Origin of the sequence: Variovorax sp. RO1, from assembly GCF_002849325.1 — a bacterium.
GTDB lineage: Bacteria > Pseudomonadota > Gammaproteobacteria > Burkholderiales > Burkholderiaceae_C > Variovorax.
Map to the genome: position 1 here is coordinate 105,204 of NZ_PKMT01000006.1, position 14,355 is coordinate 119,558.

A 14,355-nucleotide genomic window follows, 5' to 3' on the forward strand; every position below is an offset into this window, starting at 1 on the left:
TCGTTCAGTCTTTCGTGAGGTAACCGGCGATTTCGAGGCCGAAGCCGGCGGCCATGCTCGGCATGCGACGCGGCGCGCCGAGCAGGTTCATCTTGTGCACACCGCATTCGCGCAGGATCTGCGCGCCGATGCCGTAGTTGCGCAGGTCCATGCGGCCGCGCTCGGGGGCTTGCGCCGGGCGCGCGGTGCCGTCGAACTGCGACAGCAGCTCGGCCGCGCTTTCACCGCAGTTCAGCAGCACGGCCACGCCCTTGCCTTCATTCGCGATGTGCGAGAGGCTGGCATCCAGGCTCCAGGAGTGCATCGGGCGGTTGACTTCGAGCGCGTCGAGCACCGACAGCGGCTCGTGCACGCGCACCGACACCGTGTCTTCGGGCGCCCACTGGCCGCGCACCAGCGCGAGGTGCACGCCGCGGCTGGGCTTGTCGATGAAGGCGTGGGCCGTGAAGGTGCCCCAGTTGGTCTGGATCTCGCGGCAGCCGACTTTTTCGACCAGCGATTCGACGCGGCTGCGGTGCTCGATGAGCGCGGCGATGGTGCCGATCTTGAGGCCGTGTTCGGCCGCGAAGATCTGCAGGTCGGGCAGGCGGGCCATCGTGCCGTCTTCGTTCATCACTTCGCAGATCACCGAGGCGGGCGAGCAGCCGGCCATGGCGGCGAGGTCGCAGCCGGCTTCGGTGTGGCCGGCGCGCATGAGCACGCCGCCGTCCACTGCCTGCAGCGGGAAGATGTGGCCGGGCTGCACGAGGTCGGCGGCCACGGCATTGCGCGCCACGGCGGCCTGCACGGTGCGGGCGCGGTCGGCGGCCGAGATGCCGGTGGTGACGCCTTCGGCGGCTTCGATGGAGACGGTGAACGCGGTCGAATGCTTGGCGCCGTTGCGCTGGACCATCGGCGGCAGCTGCAGCCGCTCGCACATCTCGCGCGAGAGCGTGAGGCAGATCAGGCCGCGCGCGTGGCGTGCCATGAAGTTGATGGATTCGGCGGTGATGTGGTCGGCCGCGATGACGATGTCGCCTTCGTTCTCGCGGTCTTCCTCGTCCACGAGGATGACCATGCGGCCGGCGGCCAGCTCGGCCACGATGTCTTCGACCGGGGAGATCGGTGCGGGCGCACGGTCGGCGCGGGAGGCGCCGATCGGCGTGACGGAGGCGTTCATTCGGCGGTGTCCTTGGAATACGTGGAAGTCTGCGGAACCAGGACGCCGGCCTGGAGCATGCGCTCCACGTACCGCGCCACAGTGTCGATTTCGAGGTTGACCTTCGAGCCGGCCGACAGGCCGCCGAGGGAGGTGTTGTCCACGGTGTGCGGGATCAGGTTGATGCTGACCTCGGCGCCGCCTTCAATGTCGGCCACGCTGTTGACCGTGAGGCTCACGCCGTTGATGGTGATCGAGCCCTTGTAGGCCAGGAAGCGTGCGAGCGCGGGCGGTGCGACCACGCGCAGCTCCCAGCTTTCGCCGACCGGCGCGAAGAAGCTCACCGTGCCGATGCCATCCACGTGGCCCGAGACGATGTGGCCGCCGAGGCGGTCGCTTGCGCGCAGGGCTTTCTCGAGGTTGATGCGGCTGCCTTCGTTGGTCAGGCCGGCCGTCTTGTCGAGGGACTCCGCGGAAATGTCGATGGTGAATTGCCCGCGTTCAGGTGCGAGCGTCGTGACCGTCATGCAGGCGCCGTTGAGCGCGATGCTGTCGCCGAGCCCGACGTCGTCGAGGTAGCCGTCGGGCACCTCGATGCTGAGTCGCTTGCCGTAGGAGGAGGAGGTGCCGAGGTCGTGGATGGCGGCGATGCGCCCCACGCCGGTGATGATTCCGGTGAACATTCGCACATTTTCGCAGACATCGAGGGGTCTTCGGCCCGAAGGGCCGGTTTACGGCAGCGAATGTGCCGCGCCGCAGCCTCGACGGCTCAGAAGCGGTCGCGGCCGGCGACGCGCGCAACGATGCGCAGGTCGGGCCCGAGCATGTCCACCGACTTGAATTCGAGCGGCAGCGCGCCGGTCAGCGAGGTGAGCGGGCCGTCGGCGTGCAGGTGGCTGGCGATGTCGAGCCCGCTGCCGATCAGCTTGGGCGCCAGGTACACCAGCAGCTCGTCCACGCAGCCTTCACGCAGCAGCGAACCATTGAGCTTGTGGCCCGATTCGACGTGCAGCTCGTTGACGCCGCGCGCCGCGAGGTCCTTGAGCATCGCGGGCAGGTCGACCTTGCCGTGCAGGTTGGGCAGGCAGGTGATGGTGGCGCCGCGGGCTTCGAGCGCGGCCGCCTTTTCTTCGTTGTGCCGGCTGGCAGCGTAGATCCAGACAGCGCGGCCAGCTATGAAAATGTGAGCGTCGGGCGAGGTCTGGAGGTGGCTGTCGACCACGATGAGGTGGGGCTGACGCGGCGTGTCGACCAGGCGCACGTCCAGGCGCGGATTGTCTTCGAGCAGCGTGCCGACGCCGGTCAGCACCGCGCCCGTGCGGGCCCGCCAGGCATGGCCGTCGGTGCGCGCGGCCTCGCCGGTGATCCACTGGCTCACGCCGTTCTGCAGGCCTGTGCGGCCGTCGAGCGAGGCGGCAATCTTCATTCGAACCCAGGGCTGCCGGCGGATCATGCGGCTGAAGAAGCCGATGTTGAGCTCGCGGGATTCGTCGGCGCCCGGTCCGACCTCGACCTCGATGCCCGCCGCGCGCAGGCGCGCAAAGCCTTGTCCTGCCACGAGCGGATTCGGATCGGCCAGCGAAGCCACGACGCGGCGCACGCCGGCGGCGATGAGCGCGTCGCAGCAGGGGCCGGTGCGGCCGTGGTGCGAGCAGGGTTCGAGCGTGACGTAGGCGGTGGCGCCCGCGGTCGAATGGCCCTGGGCCTGCGCGTCACGCAGCGCCATCACCTCGGCGTGGGGGCCGCCCGCTTGTTGCGTGTGGCCCTGGCCGATCACGCGGCCTTCGGCGTCGCACAGCACACAACCGACGCGCGGGTTCGGGTCGGTCAGACGGATCGCGGAGGCCGCGAGCCGCAGGGCGGTCGCGATGTGTTCGGAGGAGGGCATGGGTACGGAGCGAAAAAAGGCGGCGCGAGGCAGCGCCTTGCTCAGATATCGCGCAGCAGCTGCCGGAACTCGTCCACGTCCTCGAAGCTGCGGTACACCGAGGCAAAGCGCACGTAGGCGACCTTGTCGAGTTTCTTGAGTTCGCGCATCACGAGTTCGCCGACCTTGGTCGAATCGATTTCGCGCAGACCGCTGGCCAGCAGCTTTTGCTCGATGCGCAGCAGGGCGTTGTCGATCTGCTCGATGCTCACGGGGCGCTTGCGCAGCGCCAGCATCATCGAGGCGCGCACCTTGGTCGAGTCGAAGTCGGCGCGGCTGCCGTCTTTCTTGACCACGACGGGGAAATTGACGTCTGGGCGCTCATACGTGGTGAAGCGCTTGTCGCAGGCGCTGCACTGGCGGCGCCTGCGGACGAAGTCGGCGTCTTCCGAAACGCGGGTCTCGACGACCTGCGTTTCGAGATGACCGCAAAAAGGGCATTTCATGCGGCCAGTGCTTCTCTTCTTCTGTTACTTACGAAATCAACGGTAGACAGGGAAGCGGCTCGTCAAGGCGTGGACCTTGGCGCGCACCGCGTCGATGTTCGCCGCGTCGCGCGGGTTCTCGAGCACGTCGGCCACCAGGTTCGCCGTGATGCGGGCCTCTTCGTCCTTGAAACCGCGCGTGGTCATGGCGGGGGTGCCGATGCGCACGCCGCTGGTGACCATCGGCTTTTCCGGGTCGTTGGGGATCGCGTTCTTGTTGATCGTCATGTGGGCGGCGCCCAGCACGGCTTCGGCTTCCTTGCCGGTGATGCCCTTGGCGCGCAGGTCGACCAGCATCAGGTGGCTTTCGGTACGTCCGCTCACGATGCGCAGGCCCCGCTCGGTGAGGGTGTCGGCCACGATCTTGGCGTTCTTGACCACCTGTTGCTGGTAGGCCTTGAACTCGGGCGTCATGGCTTCCTTGAACGCGACGGCCTTGGCGGCAATCACGTGCATCAGCGGGCCGCCTTGCAGGCCGGGGAAGATGGCGCTGTTGATGGCTTTTTCGTGCTGCGACTTCATCAAAATGATGCCGCCGCGCGGGCCGCGCAGGCTCTTGTGCGTGGTCGAGGTGACGATGTCGGCGTGCGGCACCGGGTTGGGGTACACGCCCGCGGCCACGAGGCCGGCGTAGTGGGCGATGTCGACCATGAAGATCGCGCCGACGTCCTTGGCGACCTTGGCGAAACGCTCGAAGTCGATGTGCAGCGAGTAGGCCGACGCACCCGCAATGATCAGCTTGGGCATGTGCTCATGCGCCTTGCGTTCCATTGCGTCGTAGTCGATGGCTTCGTTGGCGTCCAGGCCGTAGCTCACCACGTTGAACCACTTGCCGCTCATATTGAGAGGCATGCCGTGGGTCAGGTGGCCGCCTTCGGCCAGGCTCATGCCCATGATGGTGTCGCCGGGCTTCAGGAAGGCGAGCATCACGGCTTCGTTGGCCGAGGCGCCGCAATGCGGCTGCACGTTCGCGGCGTCGGCGCCGAAGATCTGCTTGACGCGGTCGATGGCCAGTTGCTCGGCCACGTCGACGTGCTCGCAGCCGCCGTAGTAGCGCTTGCCCGGGTAGCCTTCGGCGTACTTGTTGGTGAGCTGCGAGCCTTGGGCCTGCATGACGGCCGGCGAGGCGTAGTTCTCGCTGGCGATCAGCTCGATGTGGTGTTCCTGGCGCGCGTTTTCGGCTTGAATCGCGGCCCAGATTTCGGGATCGGTCTGTTCGACCAGGATGTTGCGGTGGTACATGGCAGTCCTTTGAAGACGAGGTCCTTGTTCAACCAAACAAGGGCTGCCCAGGCGAACGGCTGAACGCCTGTTGTGGTCAGGCGGCACGCTTCCCAGTGGTATTCCACGTCAGCGCGTGGCACCTTTTTCGGGGTGCTGCGCCTATCGCCAGTCGCGTACAGGCCGAGTGTAGCGCAGGCCCGGAGGCATCCGGGCCTGTAGGGGTGACAAGGCCTCAGGAAACCGCGGAGAGCAGGGCGACCTTGGCCGGCTCGCTGCCGGTGGCAGGCTCTTCGCCTGCCGGCTTGGCGGGTGCCACGACGGGAATCGGCTGTGCGCGCGCCGTGGTCGGCGGCGGCACGGCCATCGTCGACGGCGCACGGCCGGCGGCGACCTGGCGCAGGCGCTCGTGCTCGGCCAGTACCTTGGCGGCATAGCCGCCGTCGTCGTCGAGGTTGGCAGCGCCCACGTAGTAGCGCAGGCCGCCTTCGAGCGAGCCGGCGCGGGCGATGCATTCCTGCAGCACCTTCACGCCGACGCGCATGTTGGTCACGGGGTCGAAGGCGGTGAGCGTGCCGCCCGCGCTTTCGTACTTGTCGCCGTGCACGCGGGTCATGACCTGCATCAGGCCCTGCGCGCCGACGTGGCTTTGCGCGAACGGGTTGAAGCTGGATTCGATGGCCATGATGGCCAGGATCAGCGTCGGGTCGAGCTTGGTGCGCTTGCCGATCTGGTAGGCCTCGGAGACCAGCACGCTCAGCGGCTCGGCCGCGACGCGGTACTTCTTGCTGAGCCAGTAAGCCACCGCCGCCTGCTGCTTGGGCAGCTCGTCGGGGCTCGCAGCCGTGGTACGCACGATGGCGGTCGGCTCCAGGTCGGTGGCTTCGGGCGCGGGCTTGCGCGACTGCAGCCAGCCCATCAGTTGTTCCTCGCCGGTCTTGCGCAGGTCGGGACGCGCCACGAGGGCGAGGGCCGCGAACACGATGGCCAGACCGACCAGTGCAAACCCGTTGTGGGTGATTTCAAAAAAGCCGTCTGCCACATCGGACACGAAGGTCCGTAGCCCGCGGGCTGTGGCATCAAACGCCTTGCTCATCGCTTTTTTCCTTTCTGTGCGGCACCTGGCATGCAGCGCCGGAAAGGGCGATGGATGAAGGCAACGGCGCTTGGATTGGTATGTCTACGAATCAGGCTCCGCGCATGGAGGGGTGGGGGTGGGAGCGCGGCGGCCTGATCACGCCGGTGGAATTCGGCAGCGGATTCAGGGAGGCCCTCCTGCGTCGAGCAGCGAGGGCAGGCGGATTCTAGCGTGGCTAAATACACGGTCAAGCATAAGGATTTAGTTTCATATGTTAATAAATGCTTGAAGAATCCCCTCGTCCGAGGGGGCGCCAGGGGGGGGCGCCTACGGGAAATCCCTTGGAAAAAGACATTTGCAAAGGAAGGGAGGGACGCCTAATCTGAACGGGCCTGAGGTTTCAGGCGTTTTTCCGAAGTCAGGCAGTCCGAGGTGCAAGTCAAGGACTCGAACGATGGAGGACTCCACGGCGGCAATCTCTTGCTGCCAGCACGGCGGGAACCATTACTTCCGGTCGCGCGAATCGATGGCATGGGTTTTGAGCCCGCCATCAAGCCCGGTGACAAGACACTTCGTCGACTCACCGGGCTTTCTCGTTTTAGGACCTCACCTGCGCAGCGCTGCGCACTTTCTGCCTCACTGTCTTGCTGAGCGCCGCAGGCGCATCGCAATGCCTCGCCAAATGGGAACGCATTCACGTTTCAGCCAACTTTGTTGGCATCTGTTTGCGGCACACTTCTGCGAATGGATGCTGCTTCGATCAAACAGAACAAATGGGTGCGGCGTGGGGTTGTCGCGTTGCTGGTGTTGTTGGCCTTGTGGGTCATTGCCTGGCTGGCGGTGCCGCCGATTGCCAAGAGCCAGCTCCAGAAGATTGCGAGCGAGAAACTGGGCCGCCAAGTCACCGTCGGCAAGATCGACTTCAAGCCCTGGACGCTCGAACTCGCACTGAATGACCTGCGCATTGCCACCGTCGACGGCAAGCAGCCGCAGGTGGCCATCAAGCGCATCTACGCCGACGCCGAACTGCAATCGCTGTTCCGCCTGGCGCCGGTGATCGACGCGGTGACGGTCGAGGCGCCCGCGGTGCTGCTCACGCACCAGGCCGACGGCAAGTACGACATCGACGACATCCTGGCCAAGCTGGCCTCGGGTCCGCCGCCCGACCCCAACGCCGAGCCCGCGCGCTTTGCGATCTACAACATCTCGATCAAGGACGGTGCGGTCGATTTCGACGACCAGACCGTCAAACGCCGCCACGAACTGCGCGGCTTCACGCTGAACGTGCCGTTCCTGAGCAACCTCGCCTCCCAGCGCGAGATCAAGACCGAGCCCAAGCTGGCCTTTGCGCTCAACGGCAGCCAGTTCGACTCGGCCGCCTTCACGACGCCGTTCGCGCAAAGCCGCAAGACCGACGCCCACGTGCAGTTCAAGGGGCTCGACCTCGTGCCGTACCTGGGCTACATCCCCGGCGGCCTGCCGGTGAAGCTGCAGGCCGGCAGCCTGGACGCGGACCTGAAGATCGATTTCCAGCAGACCGGCACCATCGGCCTGAAGATCACCGGCACGGTCGAGGCCCACGGCGCCAAGCTGAGCGACGCCCGCGGTCGTGACCTGCTGGGCTTCGACTCGCTCAAGCTGGCACTGGCCGACGTGCGGCCGCTGGAGTCCGTGTTTCATTTGAGCGAGGTTGCGCTGACCAAGCCGCAACTGGTGGTGGCGCGCGACGCGGCCGGCCAGCTCAACCTGATGGCCACGAACCCCGCGACCGGCACGGCCGAAAAGGTGGCGCCGTTGCCCACGCCCGCAGCCAGCGCGCCGGGCGGAAAGCCGGCCGAGAAGCCCAAGCTCAAGGTGCAGGTCGACAAGATCGCGCTCGACGGCGGACGCATCGGCTGGCGCGACGAGACCGTCAAGCCCGGCGCGTCCATCGACCTCACCGACCTCGGAATCAACCTCACGGCCGTCACCTGGCCCATGGAAAAGCCCGCACAGTTCGACGGCAGCACCGCCGTTGCCGGCGCCACGCTGAAGTTCAAGGGCACGGCGACCGACAAGGTGGCCGACGTGCAGACCGAGGTCGAGGCGCTGCCGCTCTCGCTGGCCGCGCCGTACCTGGCGCAGAGCCTGGAGCCCACGCTCGACGGCAAGCTCAGCGGCCAGATCGACGTGTCCTGGGCCCAGCCCGACCTGAAGTTCAAGGCGCGCCGCCTGGCTGCCGACGGTCTGGCGCTCACCCAGGCCAAGACCGCGCTGGCCAGCGTTGGCCGCTTCGAGCTGGTCGATGCCGAGGTCGACATGACCAAGCACACCTTGAACATCGCGTCGTTCACCGCGACCAACCCCAAGGTGAGCATCGAGCGCGACAACGAGAAGCGCTGGATGTTCGAGCGCTGGCTCAAGACCCCGGCCGGCGGCGTCAAGGTGGCGGCGCCCAAGCCGGCCGACGCCGGCGCGGCGCGCGCCAATGCCAACACCAAGCCCTGGGCGCTGACGCTGGGCACGCTGGCCGTGGACAACGGCAGCCTGTCCTATGCGGACAAGGCCGGCTCGGCGCCGGTGGCGATCGAGGTCACGGCCTTCAAGCTCCACGCCCAGAAGATCGCGCCCGACACCAACACCGTCTCGCCGCTGCAGGTGTCGGGCCGCATCGGCGCGGGCCGCCGCGCGGACCCGGGGCGCTTCGACTACAAGGGCACCGTCGTGCTCAAGCCGCTGGCGGCCGAGGGCCGGCTCGAGGTGGCGTCGTTCCCGGCGCATGCCTTCAAGGCCTACTACGCCGACGCGCTCAATGTCGACATCCGCCGCGCCTTCGCGAGCTACCGCGGCACGGTGCGTTATGCGACCACGCCAGCCGGCATGAGCGTCAAGCTGGCCGGCGATACCGCGCTGGACGACTTTCGCGCCAACAGCGTCTCGCTGACCCAATCGCCGGGCTTCGACCGCGGCAACAGCCAATTGCTGAGCTGGAAGACCCTGAGCCTGCGCGGTCTGCAGGTCAGCCTGGCGCCCAATGCGGCGCCGACCGTCGATGTGCGCGAGACCACGCTGACCGACTTCTTCGCCCGCGTGATCGTTGATCCCACCGGTCGCCTCAACCTGCTGAGCCTGACCAAGAAGGGCGAGGAAGCCTCGAAGGCCGCCGCCGCTGCCACTGAAGCCAGCACCAAGAAGGGCCCGGGCGGCACGACCACCACGACCCGCGCGCCGGCCTCGGCGCCGCAGCGGGCCTCGGGTGGTGCGCCGGTGTCGGCCGAAGCCATGGTCGGCGGTGCCCCTGAGGCCGCACCGGCCGCATCCGCCCCGGTGGTAGCTGGCGCGCCCGCGGCCGACAGCGGCCCGGCGCCTGTCATCAACTTCGGCCCGATGAGCCTGGTCAACGGCAAGATCGATTTCACCGACCTGTTCGTCAAGCCCAACTACTCGGCCGACCTGAGCGAGCTGACCGGCAAGCTCAGTTCGTTCTCGTCGAATCCGCCGAACGGGCAGGGCGGCCGCCCGGCGCTCGCCGACCTCGAACTGCGCGGCAAGGCGCAGCAGACCGCGGCGCTGGAAATCACTGGCAAGCTCAATCCGCTGGCCAAGCCGCTCGAGCTCGACATCACCGCCAAGATGCGCGACCTCGACCTCGCGCCGCTGTCGCCGTACTCGGTGCGCTACGCGGGCCACGGCATCGAGCGCGGCAAGATGAGCATGGACGTCAACTACAAGATCGCGCCTGATGGCCAGCTCACCGCCACCAACAAGCTGGTGCTCAATCAGCTGAAGTTCGGCGACGAAGTGGCCGGTGCGCCCAACAGCCTGCCCGTGCGCCTGGCCGTGACCCTGCTGGCCGACCGCAACGGCGTGATCGACGTCGACCTGCCGCTCAGCGGCTCGCTCAACGACCCGCAGTTCAGCATCGGCCCGCTGATCTTCAAGGCGGTGGTCAACCTGATCGTCAAGGCCGTGACCGCGCCGTTCAGCCTGCTCACGGGCGGCCTCGGTGGTGGCGGCGGCGGCGATTCGAGCGCCATCACCTTCGAGCCCGGCAGCTCGGCGCTCAGCACCGGCGCGAAGGAAAGCCTGGACAAGGTCGTGAAGGCCCTGACCGACCGGCCGACCTTGCAGATGACCGTGGTGGGCACCTCCAGCCTCGAGAAGGAGCGCGATGCCTACCAGCGCCAGCGCCTGCGCCAGCTGACCCAGGCCGAGAAGCGCCGCGTCGCCGTGCGCGGCGGCCAGACCGGCACCGAGGTGCCGCCGGTGACCGATGCCGAATACCCGGCGCTGCTCACCGCCGTCTACAAGCGTTCCGACGTCACCAAGCCGCGCAACATGGTCGGCTTAGCCAAAGACCTGCCTGTGAAGGAAATGGAAAACCTGCTGCTGACCAGCGTGCCGGTCGACGAAGAGTCGATGCGCCAGCTCGCGGTCGAGCGCGGCGCGGTGGTGCGCGACTACCTGCTGGCGCAGAAGCTGCCGAGCGAGCGTCTGTTCCTGGGAGCCGTGCGCACCACGGCCAGCGGTGCCGACTGGAAGCCCGGCGCCGAGCTGAGCCTGACCATGAAATAGCCGGCGGGGCTTGGCTTTTCGCCTCGCCTTGCCATATATCCAGCGGGCCCTTTCCAGCCCGCCGAACGGTGCGCGCCGAGCTTCCGATACGGAATTCGGCGGGCTGTTCGCCAACTGGGTGAAAATGTCGATGTGCGCCGGCCTTTGCCGGCGCCTTCGCTTTCTCTACCAAGACAACGATTTCGCGCAGTGACCTCTACTTCTTCCAAGCCACACGACCTCCAGGCCCTCGATACGCTCACCGGTGGCGCCTTCACCGCGCCAACCTCGGGCGAGCGTTCCGCGCGCATCCGCGACTGGCTCGCGGGCAACCCCACGCCCGAGCTGATGCAAGAGGTCTTCAAGGAGTTGAGCGGCCGCGACAAGGGCGCCGCGCGCCTGCTGCGCGAAAAGCTCGACGAAATCAAACGCGCCAAGGGCCAGGAGGCCATTGCCGCCGAATGGGCCCAGAAAGCCGAGACGCTGCTGGCGCAGTCCAAGCTCAACATCGCCGACGCATTGGCCTGGCAGCGTGACGCCGCCAAGGCTGGCGCGCCGCTGTCGCGCGAACCGCTGGCCGGGCTGAAGGCCCAGTTGGCTGAGCGCGTCAAGGGCATCGAAGACCTGCAGCACCGTGCGCAGGTCCACCGTGAAGCCGCTGTCTTGCTGGCGCAGCGCTTTGAAGTGCTGTCCACCAAGGGCTGGAAAGACGCCCAGGCCGCCGAGGAATCGCTGCGCGCCGACGTGACCCACTGGCAACAGCAGGCCGCCGACATCGTGGCCGATGCCAACTGGAACAGCCTCGACGCCAAGTTCGCCCCCCAGCTCGACGCCTCCAAGTCGCAGCTGCTCGTGGTGTCCGACTCGTTCCACGGCGCGTTGGCGCAAGCCATTGCCGCAGCCGCCGACGCCGCCGCACCGCTGCCGCCCGTGCCCGTCTGGGCCGACGAACTGCGCGCCGCACGCGGCGAAGTGGTGGCTCCCAAGGCTGCCGCACCCGCCCGCCCCGCCGCACCCAAGGTCGACCCGGCCGTGCGCGCCGCGGCGCAAGACGCCGTGCAGGCCGCCCTCGCCAAGCTCGAACAGGAAACCGCCGAAGGCCACGGCAAGGCCAGTGCCGGCGCCGCCGCCGCACTGCGCGCTGTGCTCAAGGAGCACGGCAAGCTGGTCGACGCGCCGCTCGAAGCCCGCGTGCACGCCGCCTTGGTTGCCGCCGGTGAACTCGAAGGCTGGCAGCGCTGGAGCGCTGACAAGGTCCGCGAAGACCTCGTCGCCAAGGCCGAAGGCCTGCTCAAGCGCCCCGAAGGCCAGGCCCTCGGCGGCCGAAAGATGCAGGAAACCCTGCGCGCCCTGCGCGACCAGTGGAAGCAGGCCGACCAGGGCGGCGTGCCGAACCACGCGCTGTGGAAGCGTTTCGACGAAGCCTGCAACGAAGCCCACAAGGTCGTCGAGGCCTGGCTCGAGAAGGTGCGCGCCGACGCCGCCGAGCACCGCGGCCTGCGCGTCGCGCTGATCGAAGAGGTCAAGGCTTGGGCCGCCGAACATGCCGGCGCCACCGACCTGAAGGCGCACAACCGCGCGCTGCACCAGTTCGCCGACCGCTGGCGCGATGCCGGCCACGTGGGCGAGAAGGTGTTCGCCGAGCTGCAACCGCTGTGGAACGAAGCCTTCGGTGCCGCTCGCGCCCCGTTCGAAACGGCACAGAAGGCCAGCGTCGAACGTCGTCAGGCCATGATCGCCGAGGCCGCCGAGCTGGGCGCCCAGCCGATGCTGCGCATCGACGCCGTCAAGGCGCTGCAGCAGCGCTGGCAGGCCGAGGCGCAGAGCGTGCCGCTCGACCGCCGCCACGAACAGAAGCTGTGGGACGCGTTCCGCGCGCCCATCGACGAAGCCTTCAACCGCAAGACCGCCGAGCGCGAAAAGGCGTCGTCGGCCATGAGCGAGCACGACCGCTACGTGCTCGACGCGTCCAAGGCGCTCGACGCGGCCAATGCCGGCGGCGACGCACAGAAGATCCGCGCCGCCATCGCCGGCCTCGAAGCCGCGCTGCGCGGTGAAGCGCCTGCTCGGGCACCAGCGCCCGCACCGGCTCCGGCCACCCCGAGCGACGGCCCCGCGGTCGGCGCGACCGGTGTCGAAGCCCCCGGCCAGGCTGCCGCCGAGTTCGGCGAAAGCGCCGAGCAGACGCCGGGTTCGAGCGATGCAGAAGCCACGCCGTCCGCACCCGCGACGGCATCGGCCGACGCGCCCGATCTGGTTGCTCCCGCAGACGGCGCCGATGCCTCGGCCCGCAGCGACAGCGCCGCACACGAAGCTGGCGAAGCCGCCAGCGTCGACAGCCCGGCGCCCGCGCCAGCAGCGCCGCCGAAGCCTGCACCCAAGCCTGTGGTGGCCATGCGTGGCGACGATCGGCCCAGCAGCAAGAAGGGCGAAGCCGCACCGGCTGCTCGCGGTACGGGCCGTTTCGGCGACCGCCGCGATGCAGGCCGTCCTGGTGCCGGTGGCCCGGGTCGTCCGAACGACCGTGGCGGTCCGCGTCCCGATGCCCGCGGTGGCGATCGCGGTGCGCCCGGCGGTGGTGGCCGCTTCGGCGACCGTCCGCCGCGCGAAGACCGTGGTCCGCGTCTGGGCGATGCCGCTTTCCGCGCCCAGCGCGAAGCGCTCGAGCGCGCCGACTTTGCGCTGCGCAAGTTGGCCGCACAGGCCCACGGCGAAGCGCTCACGCAGGTGCTTGGCGCCTGGGAGCAGCGCGACGCCGCCCGCCTGCCGAGCGTGCAGGAGCTGGGTCGTGCCGTGACACCGGCCGTGCGCGGCCAGTGGTCGCAAGCCGTGGGTACCGCACCGACGGCCGCCGCGAGCGATGCCGCCGAAGCGCTGCTGCGCCTCGAGATGGCCGCCGAAGTGCCGACGCCCGCCGAACAGCTCGACGCACGCCGCGCGCTGCAGCTCAAGCTGCTGACGAAGCGCGGTGATCCGACGCCGGCCCAGACCTGGGGCCAGGACGCCGGCAAGGTGCTGGCTGCTGCGCACGACGCCACCACCGCGCGCCGTTTGCAGAACGCGCTGAAGGCGCTGCTGCGCAAGTAAGACGAAGCATTGCGGCGAAGCAACCGCATGCATGAAAAAGGCGCCTCATCGAGGCGCCTTTTTCTTTGTCTGAACCGCGTCAGTTCAAGACTTCGATGGAAGAAAGAAGGCGTCGAACAGCGCCACGACTTGCGGAAAGTCGCGCGCGAAGTTCGGCCGGTTCACGAAGTAGGCCTCGCAGGCCACCGCGAAGAATTCGCTGATCGAGGTTGCGCCGTAGTCGTCGAGCCAGGGCGGCTCGGCACCGAAGCGCTCGGCGAGGATGGTCTTCTCGCGGAAGTCGTCGTAGGTCGGTTGCAGCACCGCCATCCAGGTTGCGCGTGCCTCGCGCGCACTGCGCCGGCCCATGAAGCCGGCCGGCAGCGGCGGGCAGCCGTCGGCGATGCCGTTGCGCATGTCGATCTTGTGGGCGAACTCGTGGATCACGACGTTGTAGCCGCCCTCGCTGGTGACGCTGCTTGCGAGCACGTCCTGCCAGCTGAGCATCACGGGGCCCTGGTCCATCGCCTCGCCGGCGACGACCTCTTCGTACTCGTGCACGACCAGCGCGTCATCGACGACCTTGCGCGGTGCCACCACCTCGGACGGGTGCACCACGATGCCGACGAAATCGTCGTACCAGTCGAGCCCGTCCTTCAGGTGCAGCACGGGCAGCACGGCCTGCGCCGCGATGGCCAGCGCCACCTCGTCGGTGATGACGAAGCCTTGCGTGCCATGGAATTCCTTGTCACGCAGGAACTCGGCTGCGAGCGTGCGCAGCCGTTGCTGCTCGGCAGGCGGCAACTCGCCCAGGAACGCGTAGCGCGTGAGCGTGGCGCGCCAGGCGGCGTCGGGAATCGGGGGCAGGGTGCGCAGACGGCGCAGCCACTTGAACATCGGCAGCGGT

The 14,355-nt window shown here is 68.0% G+C and carries 10 protein-coding genes and 1 riboswitch; of the genes, 3 read left to right on the forward strand and 7 right to left on the reverse strand.

Going from position 1 to position 14,355, the window contains the following annotated elements:
• Positions 1 to 4: 4 nt before the first annotated feature.
• The 6 genes from ribBA to CY658_RS25580 all read right to left on the reverse strand — a co-directional run bounded on the left by ribBA (position 5) and on the right by CY658_RS25580 (position 5,867).
• On the reverse strand, positions 5 to 1,159 hold the full coding sequence (gene ribBA, locus CY658_RS25555) for a bifunctional 3,4-dihydroxy-2-butanone-4-phosphate synthase/GTP cyclohydrolase II (protein ID WP_099796647.1): 1,155 nt from the start codon (positions 1,157 to 1,159) through the stop codon (positions 5 to 7).
• Positions 1,156 to 1,821 carry a riboflavin synthase gene (locus tag CY658_RS25560; protein ID WP_101492867.1) on the reverse strand — a complete coding sequence of 222 codons (666 nt, stop codon included), beginning with the start codon at positions 1,819 to 1,821 and terminating at the stop codon, positions 1,156 to 1,158. Before CY658_RS25560 ends, ribBA begins: the two co-directional genes overlap by 4 nt.
• A gap of 86 nt (positions 1,822 to 1,907) precedes the next feature.
• Positions 1,908 to 3,026: a bifunctional diaminohydroxyphosphoribosylaminopyrimidine deaminase/5-amino-6-(5-phosphoribosylamino)uracil reductase RibD gene (ribD, locus tag CY658_RS25565; RefSeq protein WP_101492868.1), complete on the reverse strand. Its 1,119-nt coding sequence runs from the start codon at positions 3,024 to 3,026 to the stop codon at positions 1,908 to 1,910.
• 41 nt (positions 3,027 to 3,067) lie between these two features.
• Entirely contained in the window at positions 3,068 to 3,511 is a 444-nt protein-coding gene (gene nrdR / locus CY658_RS25570) for a transcriptional regulator NrdR (protein ID WP_007836918.1), read from the reverse strand.
• Between the two features lie 36 nt (positions 3,512 to 3,547).
• Positions 3,548 to 4,792, reverse strand: a complete 1,245-nt coding sequence (gene glyA, locus CY658_RS25575; RefSeq protein WP_101492869.1) for a serine hydroxymethyltransferase — start codon at positions 4,790 to 4,792, stop codon at positions 3,548 to 3,550.
• 38 nt (positions 4,793 to 4,830) lie between these two features.
• A riboswitch (ZMP/ZTP riboswitch) is annotated at positions 4,831 to 4,957 on the reverse strand.
• A 49-nt stretch (positions 4,958 to 5,006) separates the two neighbouring features.
• On the reverse strand, positions 5,007 to 5,867 hold the full coding sequence (locus CY658_RS25580; protein ID WP_101492870.1) for a lytic transglycosylase domain-containing protein: 861 nt from the start codon (positions 5,865 to 5,867) through the stop codon (positions 5,007 to 5,009).
• A 726-nt stretch (positions 5,868 to 6,593) separates the two neighbouring features.
• Between CY658_RS25580 and CY658_RS25585 the strand changes: the two genes are divergently transcribed.
• Genes CY658_RS25585 through CY658_RS25595 form a run of 3 tightly spaced genes read left to right on the forward strand, consistent with a single transcriptional unit; the run spans position 6,594 to position 13,469 of the window.
• Entirely contained in the window at positions 6,594 to 10,403 is a 3,810-nt protein-coding gene (locus tag CY658_RS25585; protein WP_101492871.1) for a DUF748 domain-containing protein, read from the forward strand.
• 10 nt (positions 10,404 to 10,413) lie between these two features.
• Entirely contained in the window at positions 10,414 to 10,596 is a 183-nt protein-coding gene (locus CY658_RS25590; RefSeq protein ID WP_101492872.1) for a hypothetical protein, read from the forward strand.
• On the forward strand, positions 10,593 to 13,469 hold the full coding sequence (locus tag CY658_RS25595) for a DUF349 domain-containing protein (RefSeq protein WP_101492873.1): 2,877 nt from the start codon (positions 10,593 to 10,595) through the stop codon (positions 13,467 to 13,469). Before CY658_RS25590 ends, CY658_RS25595 begins: the two co-directional genes overlap by 4 nt.
• Positions 13,470 to 13,553: 84 nt before the next feature.
• Here the strand turns inward: CY658_RS25595 and CY658_RS25600 are convergent, their stop codons facing one another.
• Positions 13,554 to 14,345 (reverse strand): zinc-dependent peptidase, encoded by a 792-nt coding sequence (locus CY658_RS25600; protein ID WP_101492874.1) that lies wholly within the window; start codon positions 14,343 to 14,345, stop codon positions 13,554 to 13,556.
• Positions 14,346 to 14,355: the final 10 nt, after the last annotated feature.